Below are 22,336 nucleotides of genomic sequence, written 5' to 3'. Positions count from 1 at the left end.
GCGCCGGCACTCCCTCACCGCGAGGGCTCGCGGCGGACCGACAAGAAGCCTTACAAGATCCCGCGCAGCGCGCTGACGGCGTCGCCGACGCCGCTCGGGAGCGGCCGCACCACGAAATCCAGGTGGTCGGTGTCGGTCTCGATTCCGGCAAGGGTGATCAGCGGCAGCACCGCGCGGAGCACCTTTTCCGCGCCGGCGGTGGCCAGCTTCGGATGCTTGCGGAGATCCAAGGTGATGCGATCGTCCGCGGCCGCCACCAGCATGGCGGGGCGTTTGGGCATGAACGCGGCGAGGTTACCGGGCTTGGAGAGATCCAGGGCGCCGCTCTTGAGCAGCGTGGCCACTGGAGACTCACTGGCGTCGTCCACCAAGCGCAGGTCGACGTCCGAAAGGCGCAGCTCGAAGCGCAGCTCCTCCTCGGACAGGGCCACGCGCTCGATGAACACCGTGGCGGCGGCGCGCACGGCGGTACCCGCCAGATCCACGATGGCGCTGGCGCGGATGCCCGGCGGAACCGCGGTGAGGCGCACCTCTTTGGGCGCCTTCTTCCCCCGCACTTGCCCGGCGAGCCAGCGCAGCGCGTCCAGCGGAACACCGAAGCGCATGCCGACGGCGTTCTTCGCCACCCGGACCAGCTCCTCCGGGTGGTTCTTCAGGTAGCCCCCCATCGCCCACACCATCGCCTTCTTGTCTGGCATTGCGGGCGAGTATAGGGGGACACCGAGACCTGGGGAAGCTCATGGAGCGCTGGACTGGGCGCTGGCCTTTGTCGCGCCCGGTGTGTAAGAACCCTGGCGTCGCCTGCGAGTGGCGTTCGCCCTTCGGCGCGCCAGGGTCGACCCCCTCCCCAGCGTGCGCTCCGCGCACCGCTCAGAAGGAGTTTCTGCCATGTTCCGACGTTCCGACGTCCCCGCCGACAAGGTCCACGAAGCCCTCCGCCAGCACATGTTGGTGGACGGCTATCCCATCGTGGTGGACATGGAGCGCAGCACCAAGAGCTGGGTGCGGGACCTGGTGAGCGGCAAGGAGTACCTCGACTTCTTCAGCTTCTTCGCGTCGAACCCCATCGGCTTCAACCACCCCAGCATGCTGGATGAAGACACCCTCGCGCGCCTGGGTCGCGTGGGCGTCACCAAGGTCTCGAACTCCGACTACTACACGACCTACATGGCGGAGTTCGTGGACACGCTGTCGCGCACCGCCGCGCCGCCGGACTTCCCCCACTACTTCTTCGTGGACGGCGGCGCCCTCGCCGTCGAAAACGCGATGAAGACCGCCTTCGACTGGAAAGTGCAGAAGAACCTCGCCGCGGGCAAGGGCGAGAAGGGCTCTCAGATCCTGCATCTGGAATGCGCCTTCCACGGTCGCAGTGGCTACACCATGAGCGTGACCAACACGGATCCGGTGAAGACGCGCTACTTCCCGCAGTTCCCTTGGCCACGCATCCCGAGCCCCGCCATCCGCTTCCCCCTCGAGGGCGCAAACCTGGAGGCTACGATCGCCGCGGAGAAGGCCGCCATCGCCAAAGCCGAGCAGGCCTTCGAGCAAAACCCCGACGACATCGCCGCCATTCTCATCGAGCCGATCCAGGGCGAAGGTGGCGACAACCACTTCCGCCCGGAGTTCTTGCGAGAGCTCCGTCGGCTGGCGGACGAGCGTGAAGCGCTGCTCATCTTCGACGAGGTACAGACCGGCCTGGGCCTCACCGGCAAGTGGTGGGCGTACCAGCACTGGAACGTGGTGCCGGACATCATCTGCTTCGCCAAGAAGATGCAGGTGGGTGGCATCTTCGCCGGCAAGCGCATCGACGAAGTCGAAAAGAACGTGTTCGCGACCCCCAGCCGCATCAACAGCACCTGGGGCGCGTCCCTGGTGGACATGGTGCGCTGCACGCACATCCTCGAAATCGTGGTGAACGAGAACCTGGTCGAGAACGCCGCCGTCCGCGGCGCCGAGCTGCTCGCCGGGCTCGAGCGCATTCAAGCGCGCTTTGCAGGCACCGTGGAGAACGCCCGCGGCCGCGGCCTGATGTGCGCCATCGACGTCCCCACCCACGAGCTCCGCAACAAGATCATCCGTCAGTGCTTCGAAGATCAGATGATCGTGCTGCCCTGCGGCTCGCGCTCCATCCGCTTCCGCCCCACCCTCACCGTCCAGGCCGACGCCGTCGACGAGGGCGTGCAGCGCCTGGAAAAAGCCATCAGCGAAGTTCTATAGCTCCTGATGTTGGTGCGGCGCGATCCCGTCGCGCCCCAGCGCACTACATCGGCGGCGTGCCGCACCGTCGCGTGGACGACACGATCCCGTCCGCTACCCGCGCCTGCGCGGGCTTCGCATACTCGACGCTCAGGTACAGCGGCGGCCCACCGTCGCCCTCGGGTATCCAAATGCCCACGACGGGATTGCCGGAATCCGCCGACTTCGTCCGGAGTCTGACGACCCCGCGCGCGTCACGAGATCCTTCGTCGGGCTCCCCCGCAAAGCCGCTGTGCTCTCCACCCACGACGATTCCCTCACCCCGAAACTGGAACGCACACGAATCGACCAGCAGCCCACGAACCGGCGTGAGGGCTGCGCTGGACTCGAAGCAAACGCCGCACGCTTCGTAGCGGTGGGCATGCGCCGGAGCATTGGGCGGCGCCGCGCAGCCCGAAGCGCAGACAGCCCCGACGTAGAGCAGTGCGCTTCGCCAAGTCATTGCGTCTCGGCGGCTCGTACGGCGGACGTCGAGCGCTCACGACGCATGCGCAAGCTCCTCAATCTCGCAGTGCGACAGCCCGTGCTGGCGGAGCACTTGCAGCGCCGCGTCCGAGACCACGAGCACGTGCTCCTTGGAGAGGCCAAGATCATCCACCGCAGGCTGACCGACGACCTTGAGCCAGCAAAACCCCGGCAACGCCCGCGACGGGTACAGCTCGTCGAACTCGTCGGAGGTCACCACGTCGACCGCATCCAGAGCAAATCCGCTCAACCGAGACGACAGCAGCGCCGCGCCAAGCGCTTCCGTCACGATGTAGCAAGGGAACGATTCCAGAAGCGCGTCGCCCAGCCACCCGGTGAAACAGTATTGAAGCGTGGAGACGACCGGCGGACGAACGCTCGTATCGAGCACGCTGGCGTGCCCGAGCTCTCCTGCGACTTCAGGCTCGAGGCTCCAGTACCTACTCATTGTTCTTCTTTACGGGTGGCCCGCGATTTCCTCGCGCAACGCAGCCACAGCCAAAGCCATCAGCTCACGCACTTCAAGCAACGGCCAAATGTCCGGTGCCCGAGGAGACCGCCCATATCCAAGCTCTGCAACGGGGCCGTCTTGTGTCACCGCGAGCTCGTCGTCGTGTTGCGCGGCGCTCCGGAGCACGACGTACAAGAAGCTCGCGTCGGAAGTCAGCTCGGATTCCTTCAGCAGCTGCAACTGCCGATTCAAGAACGCGGCGACGAAGGCGGCGTCACTCCCGGTAACCCGCGTCGACCACGTGCCCCGCACGTGTGGTTCAGTTGCGAACGCGAACACCGCGTAGCGCGGCCCGCGGTGCGCGATGCGCGGCTTCCAGCTGCTGGTTCGGCGCGTGTCCATTCAAAAGCTCAGCGAGTCGCTCGCACCCGCGCCGTTGCGTTGCCCATTCACTCCCATCACACTCCACCGTCTTGTTGAGCGGGCGCGTGAAGCTCCCAGATGTCGTCTCGCGTTCCTCGTTCGCCATCTGGACCCAGGGAGCCAACAAATACTGAGCCTCGGCTGCATTCGACGACGTACGAGTTGCCCCACGGGTCCACGAAGATCTCACTCTCCTTGACTCCCGCCGCGGCAGCAATCTGGGCGCGGGTCGGACAGCCCGGATGATCCCACATGGCTTGGTGAGCGTAGCGGTAGATTATCGCCGCTCCCGCACGCGCGCGTCCGACCTCGGACGGATGCCGATCGCAAGCCGCACCGGCGACCAACAAAGCCACGAACCCAACCGCCGACCCAACAGCGAAGCCCAGAGCACGCCAAACTCGGACGAATGCCAAGCCTTCGGTTGGCCGCTGGAGTGTGGTCCGCCGACCGGGTTCGCGCTTCAGCGACACGTCAGCCCGCCCGCAAGTCCGAGCCCTGGCTCGCGTCGACACATGCCAGCTCGGCCATCACGCGGGCGAAGGCCGCGGTGCTCACTCGCTTGGAGTGCCGGACAAACGCCGACAACGCGGTACCGAACCAACGAGCGCGGTGCTCCGCCAAAGCTACCCTTCGTGCTCGTGACGAAAGTCTTCGTAGACCACGAACTCGCAATTGCTCTCCTCGAACATTTCGACGAACAGCGGTCGCACATCGTCGACCCATGACAACTTGCCCAGTCCCGCGCCAACCTTCGGAAGCGCGACGGTGTAGACGTGCTCGCGTTCGGCCCACTTCACGAGGGCGCGCAGCGCTTTGCGAAGGTAGGGCAGCGTCGCGTGATAGAGATCCGGTTCGTCGCGAGGTAGACGACGCCCGGCCGGCCACGTTCTGAGGACACACCCAGATGCTCCCGCCCTTGGAGCGCCCGGACCGTGAGTACTTCTTGAACGCAGCTTGAACCTCTGGCCACTGCTTCGAGATCTTCAGGGCGAGGCCCGTCCCAAGGCCTTCTTGGTTCCCTTCGGCAACGCCCTGGGCGATGTAGTGCTCGGGGCTCTTCAGAAGATCACCGGAGCAGAACCGAATCATGCGGTCGCCTCCTTGGTTCGCTGAACCTCAGGATACCCGCTCGCAGGAGCGCTGGTATCTGCAGAAATGTTGGTGCGCCGCGATACCCGTCGCGCCCTGCGCACTACGCCAGGTCATTTCTCCTCGACCGTTCGTGAAGTCCCGGTACGCTCGGAACTCGCGACCGGCGACGCTCCGAAGGAGAACAGCGCCGTGGCCATCGGAGAGAAACGCGTGCGCCTACGCACCCGGGATTTCTGTGATCCTGCCGATTTGCTCCTCTTGGCGGCCCACGTGAACACCTCGCGTTGCGACAGTACCTGGCGCAGCGATTCGTGCGCGCTCACTACAAGAGTTGCGATCGAACAACTTCCTGCGCCGACGCCGCACAGTCACCTACCAAAGTGGGCGCTGCAAAGACTTCACTCTGGTCCGCTTCCGAACAATCGACGAGAATGGCTTAGGCGGAGGGTAATGGGCGGGAAGTTGGAAGGGGAAAACACCCATGTCGAACCATAAAGCCGGCATCGTGGCCTGTCTCGTTGGAGCGCTTCTGGCCGGGGTTTGCGCTTGTTCTGCTCCCCCCCGTCTCGCGATAGTGAGCCGGTGGCCAGCTCCGCTAAGGCGATCACGAACGGTGGCGACGACTTCGACACACCGCACCGCAACGCTACCGTCCACATTCAAACGCCGTCAGGTTCGTGCAGTGCGTCGCTCCTGACGTCAACGCTCGCGATCACTGCTGCGCATTGCTTGCCGCACATCGACGACACGATCTGGATCGGGGCCGACAACCCGAAGTCCGCCTGCCTCGGTAGCCTGTGCCCGCAGGCCCAAGCGAAGCGGACCGTCACGGAAGTCGTCGGCCCCCCGCTGTTGAAGAGCATTGGCTCAAGCATGAGTCTGGACAAACGCGCGCGCGATGTCAGAATCGTGAGGTTCTACCCGCCCAGTACGATGGAGGCGGCAACGCTGCGCCCGTCACTCCTTCGCCCGACACTGCAGCCCGTCCCTCAGATCTCGGGTCTTTCCGTTGCGCTGTTCGATGGCGGGTTTTCGGGCTACGGGCTGAAGACAATCCTGACGTTCGATCCGGACGGCCAACCGATACTCCAGTCGTTCTACCCGTTTCACCGGCAGGTCGCGCAGTCGAACGCCTTCAGCGTCTATCATTTGGATGTCGGAAACGGCTTCGCCGTGTGGATTCACGTGGCTGAGAAGGAGATCCAGTCCGGCAATCCACACTTCGAGAAAGGTGACTCGGGCGGTCCGCTGTTCCAACTCGTTCCCGGCACCGACCAGCGGGACCTGCTGGGCGTGGTTTCCGGTCATGAGTGGGACAACTACTCGGGCTGCGTCGGGCCGTTCTGCGTGACTTGCCCGGGCTTTATCTGCGGAGAGGAGCACGTCCGAAATGTCTTCGCTGACCTCACGGCGCCGGCCATGCAGACGTACATCAAGGGCATCGTCGATCCGAATGGTGACGGCCGTTGGGAAGGGCAGCTCGACTACGTTCGGGATGTGACCGGCGTCGCCGGTTGCGACGTTGCAGCGGATCCAAGCTGTGACCCCGGTTGCGATGCGGTCAAGGACAGTGATTGCGATCTGGTCCGCAATGCCAACGACAGCTGTCCAGATGACTACAATCCCGACCAGTACAACAGCGACGAGCTCTCGGGCAACCCTTACGACCGTGCGAGTTCTGCCGAGCCCGGGGACATTTGCGACATCTGTCGGTTCGAAGCAGACAACGGCGAGAACTGCAACGACGATGTCGAGGTGTTGAAGGCCGGTGGTCCGCGCCCGCACTTTCGTGAGGCCGATGTGGTCGGATCTCCGACCGACCCGAGCGAGTCGCCAGTGATCACACAAGTCATTTCGCAGTATCGCGGCGATGCCTGCGACGCGGCACCATGCACCGCGCTCGCAGCATCCTCGGTCGAGCTGGATGCCAGCTACGGCACACCGAGCCCGACCGCAAACGGATGCCCGCTCATCGCACTGTTCGGTGGGCATTGCTCCTTCTTTGCCGACGTCCAAGTCGCCCATGATGGACGAACAGTGCCCACGCTGGATGGCTTCACCGGCAGCACGGGATACCGCATCTGCCCATGCGCCGGCCCGTTCTTGACGCAGGCCGACCGGATAAATTTCTGTTTCAAGCAGGGCCCACACTGTCCCCAGCAGGCAGCTGACTTCACGAAGGTCGCCGTGTTCGAACCGACGACCACGCCTGCCTTGGCGGCGATTCCGTTCGTTTCCCCGCCCGAAACCGGCACGGTTGGTGACGTGTTCACGTTCGCGCCCAAGACGAACCCGGACAGCTATCGATGGCTGTTCGAGAGCGACCTCGGGGTGTCGCTGCCCTTCACGGACGCGAGCGCGGCGGCCTTCCAATACGACGCGCTCATCTGGTCGAACGTGCGCGAGCACCCCGTCCTGACGAACGAACCGAATCTCGCCGACCTGACCAGCCATTGGCTGCCGGAACCCCTGCGGGTCGAGCCGGGGATCGCGGGCGCGAAGCTGCAACCGTACCTGATTCCAGTTGCGGGCTCCTGGGAACAGTGCCTCGTGTGCAAATTCGGCTTTTCCAAGCCGTGGTACCTGGTTTCGCCCGCCAGTCTGTCGCCCATTCTATTCGCCGCCACTGCTGCTGGGGTTCGCGAGGTTTCAGGAAGGGTTGATCCGGACGTGCTGGCGCTCCTGCGCGCGGAACCGGGGAACGAGGATCGTCGCATCCTTGCCGCATCCGAGCCCGCGCTTATGCTTGCCCGGCGCGCCGATCCGCTCAGCGCGCGCATTGCCATCGTTGACGTGGCCGAGCTCACCTTCGCTGGAGCCATCAGCCAAGACGCCAGCGGCCGACTGCTTCAGACCCGCGGGCGGGTTGTGCACCAGACCTCCGCCATGGTTCCTTGCACGGATGGCGACTCCGTCGCCTGTGGCGGCCAGCGCAGCGAGCTGCTATTCGCGGGCGCAACCCTGTCCGGCTTCCGGAACAAGGTGTTCGTGCTTCGTCGCGGAACGGCAGAGCCCGCCGCGCGCCTTCACGTTTTCGATCTTCTCAATGAAACCTGGACCGAGACCCCGCTCACGGGGCATGTCCTACCGAACGTTCCGCTCGCGCTCACCTACGACGCACACGCGGATGCGTTGTTCGCCGCCGACAGGTCCAATTCCAAAGGGAACGGCACGGCGCGCCTGTTCCGCATTCGCCTCGACGGAAGGGTCGACCAGCTCGTGAACGGACTCGGGCTCGCCCACAAAGGCAGGGTTTTCCTCACGACCACGGAGGGCGGCATGCTTCTGCTCGCGTCCAGTCACGACAAGCCTGCGCGCTTTGGACTCGTGGTCATCGATCCGTTCAACAGCGACAAGGTCGTCGGCCGCTGGAAGGGGAGCGGCTCTCTCGTTGCTGCGCCCTTCTTCACCGACCGCGCGCTCCACGTGCTCAGGCTCTCGAAGGGTACCGTGGACGCGCTCGAGATCGACCCGAAGGACGTTCTGGTCCCCGGAAAGGCGGACCTCGATTGGGACATGGAGTGAGGCCGTGCGATTCCCCGTGGTGTGTGGCGCTGCGGTTCTGCTGTTGGCCGGCGGCTGCTCGGCCTGCGGCGATCATTCCGGCGAGGTCTCGCCGGATGGAGCCGGGGGCGGGACGGACGGTGAAGCCGGAGTGGGCGCCGGCGGGGCCGCGAGTGGCGGAGCGGCGGGTGGCATGGACGCTGGGATTGACACCGCGGTTGATGCCGCCAGCGACGGACCACCCGAAGCTGGGGTCTGGGGGTGGGCGCCAGCACCCTGGAATCCGCCGGGCTGCCAGTTCCTGACCGCAACCGAGCTGGGCGACGCGGGTCCGCCGCTGATCTGGAAAGACTGCAACAACGGGGTCTCGGGATGCGTGGTGCTGGACACCTCGTTCATTGCAGGCTGGGTAAATGGCGGCATCGAAAGCAAGCTAAACACACCATTTGGCGCGAAGCGCGAGGCTACGACAACGTTGTTCTTCCTCACGCCGCAGTTCGGAAAGTATGTGAACGGAGTCGCCGTCTACGAATTGGGAGTGGGCTTGCGCGGCGCCTGGCAGAGTGATCAGCAGGCCACGCACTGTGGCGTCGGCAGCCTGTACTGGGGAAGGGACGGCGGCGTTGTGCTGGGAGCGGCGGGGGGAGACGGCACGGAGGTCATATCCTACGTCCTGCGCGCCGACACCGTCGAGGCCTTGAACGCGGGCGATCTGCTGACCGTTGACAAGAACGTCACAGGGAAGACGCTCCTCGCAGTCCGCGATGTGGACTTCTCATCCCAGCTGATGGCTCTGGGCATGATACCAGACAGCCTCATCTACACCTGGGACTTCTCGGCCCAGGCCCCCCAAGTCATCCCCCGGCCAGTGGATGTAAAGGAAGACTACCGCGCGATCGTCAAGGGATCGGAGGTCGTCTTCCTGCGCGACAGCCCCATTGCGACGGCTCGCTCCTTCGCGGTGCGACACGCTGGCGGCAGCGTGGAGAACCTGTGCCAAAAGCCGAGCGTTTGGGCGACGGATCTTCGCGGCGACGACAGCACGCTCGCGTGGCAGGAGCTCGACCAGACGACCGGCGTCCTCGAGCTGTGGTCGGCGCCGTGGCCGACCACACCTGGCAGCTTCAGCCCCAAGAAGGTCCGCACCATCGACGGTGCGCAGGGGCTGGTTCCCGCCGGGTACTCGGGAGAAGAATACTGGGTCTACGTGAAAGACACCGCGACGCTGCGCGCGGTTCGCCTCTCAGACGGCGCCTGGCTCGATGCGCCGGCGCCGGCCGGATTCGGATGGGTCACGCCTTACGGTGTCGTCAACGGAGAGATTTGGGCAACCACATACGATGCGCCGAGCGGCAAGCCGTGGGCCATCACGAGCCTGGCGCGCGTTCCCATCGCGTCGCTCGGAACGCCGCAGCCGTGAGAGGCATCGCGGTTTGGGCTTTCGGCGTCGGCTGCGCGCTGACCACTCATTTTGCACATGCCGCGCCCCCACGCGAAACGTCCGGCCGCTCCCAGGTGGAGCTTTCCGCTACGGGCGGAGCTGCGTTTCCAGCGTGTCAGGATTGCGATGCGCCGCTGCCCGGTCCGGGCGGATCGCTGGGGCTCTACGCCCCCCTGGGGCGCTGGTTCCGCCTCGGCGGGGGACTCGAGGCGTTCTACGGCGGATATCGTGCACGAGGCAGCTCGAATCGGCAGATTCACGGGTTAGCGGCGCTCGCGCTGCGCGTCGAACCGCTGCAGGTCGGATGGCTCGATGGATTCGCCGACCTGGGGCTGGGGCCGTCCACGGACGGGTTGGGAGCGTTTTTCGGCGTTGGAGTCGAGCTGTACGCGTCTCGGCGCATCCGCATTGGGCCGAGCCTTCGCGCCCTCGGCCTGCTCGGCACACAAAGATGTGGGCAGAATGATTGGTCCAGTAGCTCCGGCGTATCGTGCGATCCCCGGCTCAGCGGTGCGCTCGTTGCCGGGATCGGGGTGACCTGGGTGACATCAAGCGGGCGAGTCGCACGTTGATACTCATTCCGAGGTCTTCGCCGCTTGCGAGGGTCTACCTCCGTGACCCTACCGACTTCGCCGCTCGCGCCGCCTCACCCGACCCGCCCGCGTGCGGCATCAACATCCATGCCGCCGACGGCCTGGAAAGCCCCATCAGCGAAGTTCCATACCCCCTGATGTTGGCCCGGCGCGATACCCGTCGCGGCGCGACGCCTACTCGAAGAGCTCCGCGGCGTCCCGGCACACAACCGCGCGATCGAGCCATGCGTCGACCTGGGCGGCGTCCCGCGTGGCGACGACGCGCTCCCGCTCTTCGCCCGAGAGCGTAACCCCGCGGACCTCGAGGATTCTGAGCAGCGTCTCGATCTTGCCCTCGATCTTGCCCTCACTCCGCTGTTCGACGAGCGCTGACGCGAGGACGGGGTTGTTCTTGGCCAAGAGCGCGGTCGCGATCGCATCGTCGGCCTTCGCGGCTTCGACGAGCGCCGCGACCGGCAACGGGGCGACCAGGACGGCATCTTCGATGGACGCGCTCTGCGCGAGGATTTCCCAGGTACCGAGATCGCGCGACCACTCGAAGGCGCGCTTGCGGGTGGCGTCGACCGCGAACACGCGGCGCACCCCGCGGTCCACGAGCCGCTGGGCCTTGTCAGCAGCGTGGCTCAGGCGCTCCGTGCTGACCACCTCGAAGGCGAGCTGCTCCAGCTGACGCCCGCCGGTAACCTCGTCCCGCGCACGGGGGAACACGCTCACGTCCGGCGCGATGTCGCTCGTTTCCGAGGTGCGCGTGAGCATGTCGCGCGCCACGTCGAATTCGTCGCGGCGTACGCCTCGAGCAGCGCGGACACCTTGGAGTGACGGCTGCCGTGAGGTTCGTCTGCAGGTGCCACGTACGAAAGCCTCCCGTCGTGGATCTCGTAGCGGCTCTGGGGGGCCACCAGACGCACGTCGACCGGGGGGCGGTCGGGACGCGGGTCCGCGGGGCGGGACGAGCCGGACATGGCAGGGAGTATAGCGAGCGCCCGGCATGAGGGCCATGAGCAGAGCGCCCCGTGCGAGATCAGTGCAAGGTCAGCCGCAGATCGAGGCCCACGGACCACGCGCCGTAGCTGTTCGTCTTGGTGATGCGACGGAATTCGTCGGCGTCGGTGCACTGCTTGTTGGTGGCGGACCCGAGGGCCGTCTGCGCGCTCACCTCGAGGCAGCCGCCCGCCTGATTGACGAAGCTGTAGCGGAAGGACGGCCCCACGGCGAAGAAGTCCGCCACGCGGTAGTCCACGCCGAGGCCGAGGGGCACGGCGACGCCGTGGTGGCGCAAGGTCCACTCCGCGCTGCCCGTGACGGCGCGCTTGTACGTCTGCGTGTCCTGCACGTAGCCGACGCCGAGGGACACCCATGGGTCGATCTTCTCGTGCAGCGTCGGCAAATAGCCGCGGACGTAGAAACCGGTGCCCCACGCCGACCGCGACAGATCCGTGGTGTCGTCCTTGGGGTCCTTGGCGCTGGAAGAGCGCATCTCCGCGTACACGCCGGCGCTCATGAACGGCAAGAACCGATACCCGGCCGAGACGTCACCCGCGAAGCCGCCGCCGTAGATCCCGGACTTGCCGCCATACACGTCGCCCGAGCCGGGCGGGTTGGCGAGCACCGCGAGACCCGCGGGTTCATACACCACGGGAGACTTGTCGCCCGCCGAGCCGTAGCCGGGACGCAGCATGAGCTCGAAGCCGCGCCGGTCCTCTGCCGCCATGGACGCGGCAGGTTCCGGTTCCGCGGCGGGCTCCGACTTGGATTGTGCTCGCGCCGGGACGGTGGCCGCGGCGAACCAACAAAAACCTGCGAACGCTACTGCGAGATGTTTCACCGAGTCTCCTCCACGCGGGGCGGATGATGCCCCGCGTGGTGGGCCGCGTCAGCAAGGGATAGGCCAAGCGGCGGCCCGGAGCTTTGCTCCAAGGAGACCCTTTCGGATTGTGCGCCCGTCCGGTTCCGATGTGATCGATTCACGCGCGTGTGTGAACGCGACGCACGGCGCGAAGGCCGCGCCGCGGCTCAGTAGCCGACTGGAACCGTGTTCGACAGCTGCGCGAAGATCAATCCTGCGATGCCCGCCAGCACGATGGCCGCGAGCACCAACGTCATCTTCGTCTTCCGCTCCCGATTCAACTGCGTCAGGGTGGCATCGATATCGTCAACTTTGGTCTGCCCCATTTGAACCAACCTCCGGGAGTTGACCGAAAGCAAGCTTCGATCCAGCGAAAACCCGCAGAAAATGGCTATTTTCGTGGGGCGCGCGCGCAGTGCGTTCGTCGCGCGGGATATCGGCGCAATGCCTGCGCTCACTCGTCGTCGGCGGTGGCTTCTTCTGCGTCCGAAGCGCTGCCGTCTTCCAGCTCGCCCTTCACGCCGCGGTGCTTGAGCTCGTGGTTCACGCGATCCCCGAGCGTGTGCGCGAGCTTGTTGATGAGCTCCGGCGCCTCGCTGAGGAGCGCGCTCCAGGTGTTGCTGGCGTCCGCCTCCACCGTGAGCAGGTGCGCGTGGCCATCCTTGCCAACGGCGATGGCGGCCACGGGATCCAGCTCCACGGCGCCGCCGGCGCCATGCCCGCCGGAGTCCCCACCCATCTTGCCGCGGTGCGCACCGGCAGAGGCGCTGCCGGCGCCGAAGGCGACCTTCAGACGATGAACGGGAATGACCGTGGCGTCCCCGGCCTGTTGCGGCTCGCCGATGATGGTCTCGCTCTTGGAGATGCCATGCACTCCGTCCAGCAGGCTGGAGACGATCTTGCTGATTTTCTCGCTCATGACGGGCTCGCTTCCCCGGCCGGCGGAGGTTCTCGCCGACGCAACTTCACATGTCGTATCACGAATACCACGGTGTCCACGAGCAAGAGCCCGGGCCACACCCGGATTTTCCCGGTGGCAGCGATCTCCGCGCGATCTTCCGAGTCCCAGGAGGCGCGCTGCCGGATCACGACCTGCTCCGGCAGGGCGCCGTTGAGGGCGTACAGGGCACCGAGGAGCTTGCCGGTCAAGATCACGTCCGCGAAGGAGTAGTCGAGATCCGCCTCCACGCTCTCGAGCTGCACACGCCGGCGCTCGCCCAGGGCGAAGGCGACCAGCTCCACCGGATCGAAGAAGCGCTCCACGCGCGAGTAGCCACCGCGGGCGCGCTCGATGTGCTTCTTCGCGCGCGCTTCGTCGTCCTCCGTGTCTTCGTCTTTCTCTTCGGACGACCACAGCGTGCGTCCGAAGAGCGCCGCCTCCGCCCGCGCGGGCACTCCGCGCGCGGCAACGCCGGTGATCAGCACGGGACCGGTCTTCACGGCCCCCGCCAGCGCCCACGCGCCGTTCGGCTCCCCTCGCCCCTGCAAGCGCAGATGGATGCGCCACGGCAGCAGCACCAGCACCACGGTCACGACGACCGCGAGCGCAGCGATGATCACCCACCCGAGCATCGCGGGGGCCAGCCGCTCGGGCTACTTCTTGGGCTTGCCGTCGCCCAAGCGCTTGGGCGCTTCCCCGGCGAGGGCGGGAGTGCCGTTGTCAGTCGGCAAGATCTCGAGACCGCGGCGCAGCACCGCCTGCTTACCCTTCTTCAGCGCGAGCATGTGCGGCACGCCGTCTTCCCCGACGACGACGAAGGCCTTGGGCTCGACCATGAGCGCTCCACCCACGCCGCCCCCCTCCAGGCCGGCGTCCCCTTCCTTGCCTTCACGCTGGCTCTTGCCGTCCACCCCCGCGATGGCCGTGCCGAAGGCGATGCTGATCTTGGACAGCGGCATCACCTTGGCCTTGCCCGCATCGCGCACGCCGCCCACCACCGCGTCGCTCTTGGAGACTTTGCCGAGCTCGGAGAGGAGCCCCTTGACCAGGTCGTTCAGGTCCATCGCAGCCCAGTGCACCACGACGGCGAAGGCTCGTCAAACTCAGCGAAAACGCTTGCCATCGAAGCGCAGGGCGGCGCCATTTTGCTGCCACCAGCGCCGGACGATGCGCGCCGCCTCGGGCTCGGTCTTGCCCAGCACCCACTTCTGGTCGAAGGGGGCGCTCTCCCAGAACACGCTCAGCGCATACATGAAGAACGCGGCGCCCTTCACCTGCCGATACAGGTCCGTGACGTGCAGCGCGGCATCGAAGGCGAAGGCATGCCCGCGCGCAGCGAGCGCGTGGCACATCTGGCCGAGCTGGTAGAGCTCCGTCTCGTCCTTCACGGTCTTCTTGTCGAGCAAGAAGCGCTTCACCTCGCTCTCGTGCCCGGGAACCCCCAAGAGCAAGAGCGCGTAGCCATAGCGCACCCGTTCCGTGCCCTTGGCCGCGGTGTACTTCTTCCGGAGCAGCGCCAGGGCGGACGGTCTGAGTCGCGGCTGTTTTTCGATCTCCTCCAAGAAGCGGTCCACGACGTAGTGATCTTGATCCGCTGCTAGATCGATGACGCGCTCGAGGTCGCCGGCCGCGAGGACGTGCATCAGCGCAGAGAGCGAGTCGGCCCGCCGCTGCAGGTCCCCGCCGTGCGCTTCGGCGAAGAGCAGCTTCTTGCCAAAGCCGGAGCCGAGCTCCTGAGCCAGGGTGCGCGCGGCCTCGTAGCGCACCTCCGCCGCAACGCTCTTGTCCTTCACCAGGCTCACGAGGGCACTCCGCGCCTTCTTGCGCGACAGCAGCCGGACCGCGAGCACCGAGAGCGAGCGCCTCTTGTCGTCTGCGTAGCGCGTGCGCGCCATGTGCAGCAGGTAGGGCACTTTGTCGAACTTGCCTGCCGCATCCAGCTGCCCGGCCCGGCTGTCCAAGTACCCCACGCCGCAGATGGGTATCGAGAGGTTCGTCTCGAGCTTCGTCAAGCGCGCCGCATCCAAAGACGGCGCCGCCCCAGCCGAGGTCGCCAGCAGCAGCACGACAGCAAAGGCTCTACGCATGGCCAAAGGACGTACCACCCACGGGATCGATCTTCTTTTGTTGGTCCGGCGCGAGCCCCGTCACGGGACGGCTAAAGAGCAGCGGCCAGCACGGCCACGACGTCGTCGTCGATGCGCAGGGTGGCGACGTCGTCCTGCGGCGTCTCCCCGCGATTGACGATGACGTACGGCGTCCCGCGCCGCGCGCCAAAGAGCGGGATGTCCGCCGCGGGGGTCACGACCAGGGACGAGCCCAGGGCGAGGATCAGATCCGCCGCTTCGCTCGCCCGGCGCGCGCGGCGTAAGGCGTCGAGATCCAGGGATTGCCCGAACATCACCACCGCGGGCTTGAGCAGCTCGCCGCACTGGGCGCAGCGCGGCGGCTGACGTGTTCGCTCGAATTCGTCCATGGTCCGCGCCGCTCCCTCCCGCGCGCCGCAGCCCACGCACTCCACCTCGGCGTTGGTGCCGTGCAGCTCGATGAGCTTCTCGCGGCTGGTGCCCGCCGCCTGGTGCAGGCCGTCCACGTTTTGCGTCACCAGGCATTCGAGCTGGCCGCGTCGCTCGAGCTCCACCAGCGCGCGGTGGGCCGCGTTGGGCTTCGCGTCGCGAAACGCGGCATAGCCCTCCAGCTTGAGCTCCCAGTAGTCGACGCGCGCCTCCTCGCTGGCCATGAACTCCTGGAAGTACACCGGCGCCCGTTTGGTCCACACCCCCTGGGGCCCGCGAAAGTCCGGGATGCCGCTGCCGGTAGAGAGCCCGGCACCGGTGAAGGCCAAGATCCGCCGGCTCTTCGCGATCAGCGCGGCTAGCTCCTGAGACATGGCCGGATAGTAGCGGACAGCGCAGCGGGTTCCGTCTAAAGAAGACTCCCCACATGTCGCCGGATCCCAGTCGACGGAAGCGCATCCTCGCGCTGGCGCTTCCCATCATCGGCGGCATGGTGAGCCAGAACGTACTGAACCTGGTGGACACCTTGATGGTGAGCCAGCTGGGGGACGCGGCGCTGGCGGGCGTGGGCCTCGGGAGCTTCGCGAACTTCATGTGCACCGCCTTCATCACGGGGCTGTCCGCTGGGGTTCAAGCGATGAGCGCACGGCGCCTCGGGGAAGGTCGCGAGAGCGAGAAGGCCATCCCCCTGAACGGCGGGCTCTTGCTCGCGGCGGTCATCGGCGTGCCGGCGAGCGCGCTCTTGATCTGGCTCGCGCCGCGCTTCTTTCCGCTGCTCGCGGATCAAGCTCCGGTGAGCGCCGTGGGCGCGCCCTACCTGCAAGCGCGGCTCACCGCCATGGTCGCCATCGGCATGAACTTCAGCTTCCGTGGCTACTTCAACGGTGTGGGCCTGTCGCGGCTGTACCTACGTACGCTGCTGGTGATGCACGCGACCAACGTGGTGGTCAGCTATGCGTTGATCTTCGGCGTCGCGGGACTGCCCGCCTATGGATCGTTGGGCGCAGGTATCGGCAGCGCCATCGCCACCTGGGTCGGGACCGGAACGTACGTGGCGCTGGCTCTTCGCCACGCGAGGAGCTCGGGCTTCTTGCGGGGTCTGCCGGATCGCGAAACCACCCGCACCATGACGCGACTGAGCTTGCCGGCAGGGCTGCAGCAGTTCTTCTTCGCCACCGGCATGACGGCGCTGTTCGCGATCATCGGCCGTGTGGGCACGGCAGAGCTCGCGGCCTCCAACGTGCTCCTGAACTTGCTCCTGGTCGCGCTGCTGCCGGCGATGGGCTTCGGACTGGCGGCGGCTTCTCTCGTGGGCCAGGCCCTGGGACGCGAAGACAAGGAGGACGCGCGGCGTTGGGCCTGGGACGTCGTGCGCATCGCGACGGTGGCCATCACCCTCATCGCGCTGCCGGCGTTGATCGCTCCGGACCTGCTGCTCTCGCCCTTCCTCCACGACGCGGAGACACTGGGCATGGCACGCTGGCCGTTGCGGCTGATCGCCATCGGCATGCCCTTCGACACGCTGGGCATGGTGCTGATGTTCTCCATGCAGGGCGCGGGGGACACGCGCACGGTGCTGATCGTGAGCGTGCTCTTGCAGTGGGTGCTGCTGCTGCCCACGGTGTACCTCGTGGGGCCCGTCCTCGGCTTCGGTCTGATCGGGATCTGGTTGGTGCAGGCCGGCTACCGCGGGCTGCAAGCGGGCGTGTTCGTTGGGCTCTGGCGCCGCGGCGGCTGGGCCGACGTGCGCGTCTAAATGTTGCTGTTGTAAACATCCGAGAGCCGGCGCATGGTTTGGGACGTGGAGCCTCGGCGCCGTTACCACCACGGAGATCTCCGGCGCGCGCTCGTGCACGCGGCGGCAGAGCTGTTGCGTGAAGGGGGACAGGATGCCCTCACCCTCCGCGCCGTCGCGCGCCGCTCGGGCGTCTCCCACAGCGCGCCCTACCGCCACTTCTCGGATCGCGCTGCGCTGCTGTCTGCGGTAGCCGCCCATGCCTTTGCCGATCTCGTCGCGTGTATACATGCTGCGCCGCCGAGCCCCGAGGCCGCGGCCACGGAGATCGTTCGCTTCGCCCTCGACGCGCCGGAGCGCTATCGCCTGATGAGCGACACCCTGGCCAGCGGCCAGAGCGCAGTGCTCGGGGCCCTCGAGCGCTCGGCGCCCGGCCATGCACAAGCCGTGTGGGCCCTGGCCCACGGCGCCGCGCTCCTTGGCCTGGCCGGGGCCGTCAGCGACCCCGTGCGCTTGGCCGAGCGCGGCGCTCGCGCCCTGGGCGACTACTGAGCTTCGATGCGATAGACCGCACCGGGCGGTGAGGCTTCGCCCTCCACCACCACGTACAGCTCACCGCTGGCGTCTTGCCCGAAGGAAACGATCTGCTTGAGGGCGTTGCCGGGGTTGATCTCCGAAGTGATGTTCTTCGGTGTCACGGCGCCGCCGGTCCAGGCAAAGGTCCAGAAGTTCCCCGTGCAGTAGTCCGCGTAGATATACGTGCCGCGAAGCCCGGGAATGGCCGAGCCGCGGTACACGTAACCGCCGGTGACGCTGCAGTTCCCGCCGGTGTGCTGATACTCCGCGACGGGAAGCTGCTTGCCGGACTGGTCGCAGCCATTCGAAGGGTTGAAGCAGTGCGTCCCTTCCATCACGCGCCAGCCGTAGTTGATGCCGCTGGACGCGTTCTTGGGCTGGACGTCGATCTCCTCCCACTGCCCCTGGCCCACGTCGGCGATGTACAGGTCGCCGGTGCAGGCGTCGAAGGTGGAGCGCCACGGGTTGCGCAGACCGTAGGCCCACAGCTCCGGCGGCACGCCCGCGCCGGTCATGTTGCCGCTGGGGATGCCGTACTCCTTGCCGCTGGCCTTGGCGCCATCCACGTCGATGCGCAGCATCTTGCCGAGCAGCGTGTCCGTGCTCTGGCCGTTGCCGATGCTGCCGTGCTGGTCGTTGGCGCCGCCGCCGTCTCCCAGGCCGATGTACAGCATGCCGTCCGGTCCGAACTCCAGCGTGCCGCCGTTGTGGTTGCTCTCCGGCTGCGCTTGCGTGAGCAGCACCTTCTCGGTGCTGGCGTCCACCGTGTCAGAAGTGGGGGGCGACACCGTGAACTCGCTCACCACGGTGGAGCCCGAAGACGCCGTGGTGCCGTCCGCCGTGTAGTGCACGAAGAAGCGGCCGTTCTGCATGAAGTTCGGGTGGAAGGCGATATCCAGGAGCCCGCGCTCGTTGCCACTGCTGATGACCCGGTCGGAGATGTCCAGGAACGGCGTTGGCAGCGTGCTGCCGTTCTTGATGATGTTGACCTTGCCGGCGTGCTGCTCGCCGACGAAGATCCGCGCCGTGTCGCCGTCGGGACTGTTGGCCGTGAGCGGGCGAGCGAAGCCGTCGTCCACCTTCACGAGCTTGAGCGCGGGTGCGCTTCCCGTCGGCGGGTCGCAGTTGAACAGGGTCTGGCCGCCAGTCCCGCCGCTGCCGGAAGCGCCACCGCCGCCGGAAGCGCCGCCGGTTCCCGCCGAGCCGCCGCCCCCCGCAGCGCCACCCGTGCCCGCGGTGGCACCGGTGCCCGCGGTCCCGCCGGTGTTTCCACCGCCCGTGCCGCTGGTGCCACCGGTGCCTGCGCCACCATCTTGAGCGCCGCCACCACCACTGCCGCCGCTGCTGTCATCGCTGCCGCAGGCTGCCGCTGGCAGCGCCAGGCCGGCGAAGAGCGCAAGAGTCCATCCAAGCCGAAGATTCAGTCTCATCCCATCCTCCACGTGAAGACGGAAAACTCTAGGCTGCACCCCGACTCTGCGCCACTGCTATCGCGCGCCAGCGATGGTCAAGGCAGCGTTTCGCCGGTGATCTGCTGATAGAAATAGCGCCGCAAGCGATCATGCCCGGTGCTGTTCGGATGCGTGCAGTCGCTCGCGTACCAGTTTGGCGGATGGTTGAAGCCGTGCATCCAGAACTGCGCATGGATGTCCATCAGCACCTGCCCCTTGGCGCCCACCTGGCTTGCGATCTCTCCGTTCCAACTCGCGAAGAAGGCGTCCGTCGCGATCGCCGGCAGACCATTGCCGAAAGCGCAATTGTTCTGGCCGAAGTTCCCCTGCCCGTCGCTGGAGTCGTAGATGTTCGCTTCGTAGACGTGCACTTCCACACCAGCGCCAAAGCGCCCGGGGGCAAGCAGCAGGCCGAGGGCCTCGGAGACGTTCGCCCCCATCGCCGCCCGCGCCGGTCCGTCCGTTCCCGTCAGGATCGCCGGTAGTTGCGCCTTCATGTCGTTGCCGCCGCTGGTGATGGCGACCACCACCGGCCCCGGAAGCGATGCCGGCAGTCCGTTCACTTGTCCCTTCAACGCACTGGTCTTGGAGCCGCTCTGGGCATTGTTCTTGTAGTCGATGACGCCGTACTTCGCGGTGAGATCGCTCTTCAGCAAGTTGTAGTAGTAGGGCGGCTGCCCACCGCCGTCGGAGATGGAGTCGCCGAGCACCACCAGCGATCCGACGTTCGACAGGCCCTGCACTCCACCGCCGCCTCCCGCCGCGCCGCCGCCGCCCGCGCTCCCGCCGCCGCCCGCGCTCCCGCCGCCGCCCGCGCTCCCGCCGCCGCCCGCGCTCCCGCCGCCGCCCGCGCTCCCGCCGCCGCCCGCGCTCCCGCCCCGCCCCCGCTTCCGCTCGCGCCCCCGCTTCCGCTCACGCCGCCGCCCCCGCTTCCGCTCGCGCCGCCGCTTCCACTTCCGCTCGCACCGCCACTCGCGTTCCCGCCACCGGAGTCGTCGCTCCCTCCGCATCCCCAAGTTGCGGCCAGGGCCAACACCAACGTCCCCATCCAGCGCGCATGTCCCATGGCCCAGAGCATAGACCGGCCAGTCGGCCGGATGCTATCGATTTTGTGGGTGCGGCGCGAAGCCCGTCGCGAAAATGACGTGATTGCGCGGACTTGTCTCGGCGCGGCGCGACGGCTGGCAGCGTCGTGCCGCCCGTCCACGACGGGGCTCGCGCCGGACCAACATCCCCCGGCACAGGCCGGAGCGCCGCGTTAAGGTGCCGCCATGCGCGAGATCGAGCTGGGTCCCCTCACCGTTCGTCTGACCGGCGGGAGCGACCGCGAAGGCGGCGGGGACGGACCCGTCGTGGTGCTGCTCCACGGCTTCGGTGCGCCGGGTACGGATCTGGTCGGGCTGTGGCGACAGCTCTCGGCGCCCGAAGGAACGCGCTTCGCATTTCCGGAAGGGCCGCTGGCTCTCGACATCGAGTCGCCCTTTCAGCTGGGTGACGCCCGGGCGTGGTGGCCGTTGGACGTTCAGGCGCTGGAGAAGGCGCTGGTGACGGGTAATCTCGACGCCCTCAGCGAACGCGAGCCCGACGGAATGGCGGCGGCGCGGGCGAAGGTGATCGAGATGCTCGACGCGCTGGAAGTCGAGCTCGGCGTGAGCGGCGACCGCGTGGTGCTGGGGGGATTCTCGCAAGGGGCGATGCTGTCCCTCGACGTGGCGCTGCGCACGGAGCGCCCGCTCGCGGGCTTGGTGCAGATGAGCGGCACGCTGCTGTGCAAGACGGAGTGGAGCGCGCTGATGCCCAAGCGGCGCGGCTTGCCCGTGCTGCAGAGCCATGGCCGTCAGGATCCACTGCTGCCCTTCTCGCTCGCAGAAGAGCTACGGGATCTGATGACGGCAGCGGGGCTCGACGTGCATTTCGTGCCCTTCAACGGCGAGCACGGCATCTCCGACGGCGTGCTGGAGGAGCTGAACGCGTTCGTGATGCGAGCGCTCAGCCGACCATGAGCACGGCGGCACCGGAGAAGTTGCCGTCCCGAAGATCCGTCAGCGCCTGATTGGCGTCTTCCAGAGAGTAGCGCGTGACCTGCGCCTCCACCGGGATACGCGGTGCCAGCTCGAGGAACTCTTCACCGTCGAGGCGCGTGAGATTGGCCACCGACCGCACCACGCGCTCACCCCACAAGAGCTCGTAGGGGAACGAGGGGATGTCGCTCATGTGGATGCCGGCGCACACCACCACGCCGCCCTTGGCGACCGCCTCGAGGGCGCGAGGGACCAGCGTTCCCGCCGGCGCGAAGATGATGGCGGCGTCGAGCTCCTCCGGTGGTTTCTCGTCCGAGCCCCCGGCCCACTCCACTCCCAGGCTGCGGGCGAACTCCTGCCCCAGTTGGTCCTTCGGGCGCGTGAAGGCGAACACCCGCCGTCCTTGGTAGCGCGCGACCTGCGCGATGATATGGGCCGAAGAACCGAAGCCGTACAGTCCCACGCGCTCGGCGTCTCCCGTCATCACCAACGAGCGATACCCGATGAGCCCGGCGCACAAGAGCGGGGCCACGGCGAGATCCGGATACGAGCCCGGCAGCGGCAGGGCAAAGCGCGGATTCACGACGGCGTACTCGGCGTAGCCGCCATCGATTTGATAGCCGGTGAAGCGGGCGGCGTCGCACAGGTTCTCCCGCTCCGTGCGGCAGTAGCGACAGCGACCACAGGTGCTGCCGAGCCAGGGCACGCCAATGCGCTGCCCCGCCTTGAAGCCGTCGACCTCGCTGCCCACCTCGGCGATGGTGCCCACGATCTGATGTCCCAGGATCAGCGGGAGCTTGGGCTCCGTGAGCTCGCCGTCGAGCACGTGCAGATCCGTGCGACACACGCCACAGCAGCGGATGTGCACCAAGAGCTGATCCGGCCCGGGCTTCGGGACGGGCACCTTCCTGAGCTCCAACGGGGTGCCGGCTCGGGACAGCACCATGGCGCGCATTCGATCGGACACGTTCTTTCGCTCCCCTCGGCTCCATCATCTGGTGGTTTCCGAGCGCTGACAAGCGC

21 protein-coding genes and 1 pseudogene are annotated in these 22,336 nt (G+C 66.9%); 6 read left to right on the top strand and 16 right to left on the bottom strand.

Annotated features, from left to right (window positions below; translation table 11 throughout):
• Positions 1-50: 50 nt before the first annotated feature.
• Entirely contained in the window at positions 51-698 is a 648-nt protein-coding gene (locus tag H6717_27070; protein ID MCB9580721.1) for a hypothetical protein, read from the bottom strand.
• Between the two features lie 190 nt (positions 699-888).
• Between H6717_27070 and H6717_27065 the strand changes: the two genes are divergently transcribed.
• On the top strand, positions 889-2,217 hold the full coding sequence (locus H6717_27065) for an L-lysine 6-transaminase (protein MCB9580720.1): 1,329 nt from the start codon (positions 889-891) through the stop codon (positions 2,215-2,217).
• 43 nt (positions 2,218-2,260) lie between these two features.
• On the opposite strand, the gene H6717_27060 is transcribed toward H6717_27065, so the two are convergent.
• The 4 genes and pseudogenes from H6717_27060 to H6717_27045 all read right to left on the bottom strand — a co-directional run bounded on the left by H6717_27060 (position 2,261) and on the right by H6717_27045 (position 4,687).
• A complete protein-coding gene (locus tag H6717_27060) occupies positions 2,261-2,698 on the bottom strand; it encodes a hypothetical protein (GenBank protein MCB9580719.1) in 438 nt (145 codons plus the stop codon).
• Positions 2,699-2,734: 36 nt separating this feature from the next.
• Complete coding sequence (locus tag H6717_27055) at positions 2,735-3,169, bottom strand: hypothetical protein (GenBank protein MCB9580718.1); 435 nt, start codon at positions 3,167-3,169, stop codon at positions 2,735-2,737.
• 9 nt (positions 3,170-3,178) lie between these two features.
• On the bottom strand, positions 3,179-3,574 hold the full coding sequence (locus tag H6717_27050; GenBank protein MCB9580717.1) for a hypothetical protein: 396 nt from the start codon (positions 3,572-3,574) through the stop codon (positions 3,179-3,181).
• A 647-nt stretch (positions 3,575-4,221) separates the two neighbouring features.
• Positions 4,222-4,687: pseudogene (locus H6717_27045) on the bottom strand (macro domain-containing protein).
• A 585-nt stretch (positions 4,688-5,272) separates the two neighbouring features.
• Here H6717_27045 and H6717_27040 point away from each other — a divergent pair.
• Positions 5,273-8,215 (top strand): hypothetical protein, encoded by a 2,943-nt coding sequence (locus H6717_27040; GenBank protein ID MCB9580716.1) that lies wholly within the window; start codon positions 5,273-5,275, stop codon positions 8,213-8,215.
• A gap of 172 nt (positions 8,216-8,387) precedes the next feature.
• Positions 8,388-9,614 (top strand): hypothetical protein, encoded by a 1,227-nt coding sequence (locus H6717_27035; protein MCB9580715.1) that lies wholly within the window; start codon positions 8,388-8,390, stop codon positions 9,612-9,614.
• 788 nt (positions 9,615-10,402) lie between these two features.
• On the opposite strand, the gene H6717_27030 is transcribed toward H6717_27035, so the two are convergent.
• The 8 genes from H6717_27030 to H6717_26995 all read right to left on the bottom strand — a co-directional run bounded on the left by H6717_27030 (position 10,403) and on the right by H6717_26995 (position 15,904).
• Positions 10,403-10,996 (bottom strand): hypothetical protein, encoded by a 594-nt coding sequence (locus tag H6717_27030; protein ID MCB9580714.1) that lies wholly within the window; start codon positions 10,994-10,996, stop codon positions 10,403-10,405.
• Between the two features lie 253 nt (positions 10,997-11,249).
• Positions 11,250-11,939, bottom strand: coding sequence for an outer membrane beta-barrel protein (locus H6717_27025; protein ID MCB9580713.1), 690 nt, complete (start codon positions 11,937-11,939; stop codon positions 11,250-11,252).
• A gap of 302 nt (positions 11,940-12,241) precedes the next feature.
• Positions 12,242-12,400: a hypothetical protein gene (locus H6717_27020; protein ID MCB9580712.1), complete on the bottom strand. Its 159-nt coding sequence runs from the start codon at positions 12,398-12,400 to the stop codon at positions 12,242-12,244.
• Between the two features lie 128 nt (positions 12,401-12,528).
• Complete coding sequence (locus H6717_27015) at positions 12,529-12,993, bottom strand: hypothetical protein (protein ID MCB9580711.1); 465 nt, start codon at positions 12,991-12,993, stop codon at positions 12,529-12,531.
• The gene (locus H6717_27010; protein ID MCB9580710.1) at positions 12,990-13,634 is read right to left on the bottom strand and encodes a hypothetical protein; all 645 of its coding nucleotides are present in this window, start codon (positions 13,632-13,634) and stop codon (positions 12,990-12,992) included. The genes H6717_27015 and H6717_27010 overlap by 4 nt, the downstream gene beginning before the upstream one ends.
• Before the next feature lie 33 nt (positions 13,635-13,667).
• Positions 13,668-14,096 carry a hypothetical protein gene (locus tag H6717_27005; protein ID MCB9580709.1) on the bottom strand — a complete coding sequence of 143 codons (429 nt, stop codon included), beginning with the start codon at positions 14,094-14,096 and terminating at the stop codon, positions 13,668-13,670.
• A gap of 21 nt (positions 14,097-14,117) precedes the next feature.
• Positions 14,118-15,101 (bottom strand): hypothetical protein, encoded by a 984-nt coding sequence (locus H6717_27000; protein ID MCB9580708.1) that lies wholly within the window; start codon positions 15,099-15,101, stop codon positions 14,118-14,120.
• A gap of 71 nt (positions 15,102-15,172) precedes the next feature.
• Positions 15,173-15,904: a hypothetical protein gene (locus tag H6717_26995; protein ID MCB9580707.1), complete on the bottom strand. Its 732-nt coding sequence runs from the start codon at positions 15,902-15,904 to the stop codon at positions 15,173-15,175.
• 53 nt (positions 15,905-15,957) lie between these two features.
• On the opposite strand from H6717_26995, the gene H6717_26990 reads away from it, so the two are divergent.
• Together H6717_26990 and H6717_26985 are read left to right on the top strand one after the other, a co-directional pair.
• A complete protein-coding gene (locus tag H6717_26990; GenBank protein ID MCB9580706.1) occupies positions 15,958-17,286 on the top strand; it encodes an MATE family efflux transporter in 1,329 nt (442 codons plus the stop codon).
• 33 nt (positions 17,287-17,319) lie between these two features.
• Complete coding sequence (locus H6717_26985) at positions 17,320-17,817, top strand: TetR/AcrR family transcriptional regulator (protein ID MCB9580705.1); 498 nt, start codon at positions 17,320-17,322, stop codon at positions 17,815-17,817.
• Here the strand turns inward: H6717_26985 and H6717_26980 are convergent.
• Together H6717_26980 and H6717_26975 are read right to left on the bottom strand one after the other, a co-directional pair.
• Positions 17,811-19,271 (bottom strand): PQQ-dependent sugar dehydrogenase, encoded by a 1,461-nt coding sequence (locus tag H6717_26980; GenBank protein ID MCB9580704.1) that lies wholly within the window; start codon positions 19,269-19,271, stop codon positions 17,811-17,813. The genes H6717_26985 and H6717_26980 overlap by 7 nt on opposite strands.
• Before the next feature lie 77 nt (positions 19,272-19,348).
• The gene (locus H6717_26975) at positions 19,349-20,035 is read right to left on the bottom strand and encodes a hypothetical protein (GenBank protein ID MCB9580703.1); all 687 of its coding nucleotides are present in this window, start codon (positions 20,033-20,035) and stop codon (positions 19,349-19,351) included.
• Between the two features lie 528 nt (positions 20,036-20,563).
• Between H6717_26975 and H6717_26970 the strand changes: the two genes are divergently transcribed.
• A complete protein-coding gene (locus tag H6717_26970) occupies positions 20,564-21,295 on the top strand; it encodes a dienelactone hydrolase family protein (GenBank protein MCB9580702.1) in 732 nt (243 codons plus the stop codon).
• Here the strand turns inward: H6717_26970 and H6717_26965 are convergent.
• Positions 21,282-22,268 (bottom strand): zinc-dependent alcohol dehydrogenase family protein, encoded by a 987-nt coding sequence (locus H6717_26965; protein MCB9580701.1) that lies wholly within the window; start codon positions 22,266-22,268, stop codon positions 21,282-21,284. The genes H6717_26970 and H6717_26965 overlap by 14 nt on opposite strands.
• Between the last annotated feature and the right edge of the window lie 68 nt (positions 22,269-22,336).

This window comes from Polyangiaceae bacterium, assembly GCA_020633235.1.
Taxonomy (GTDB): Bacteria; Myxococcota_A; Polyangia; order Polyangiales; family Polyangiaceae; genus JACKEA01.
This window is presented reverse-complemented; position numbering and strand designations above follow the sequence as displayed.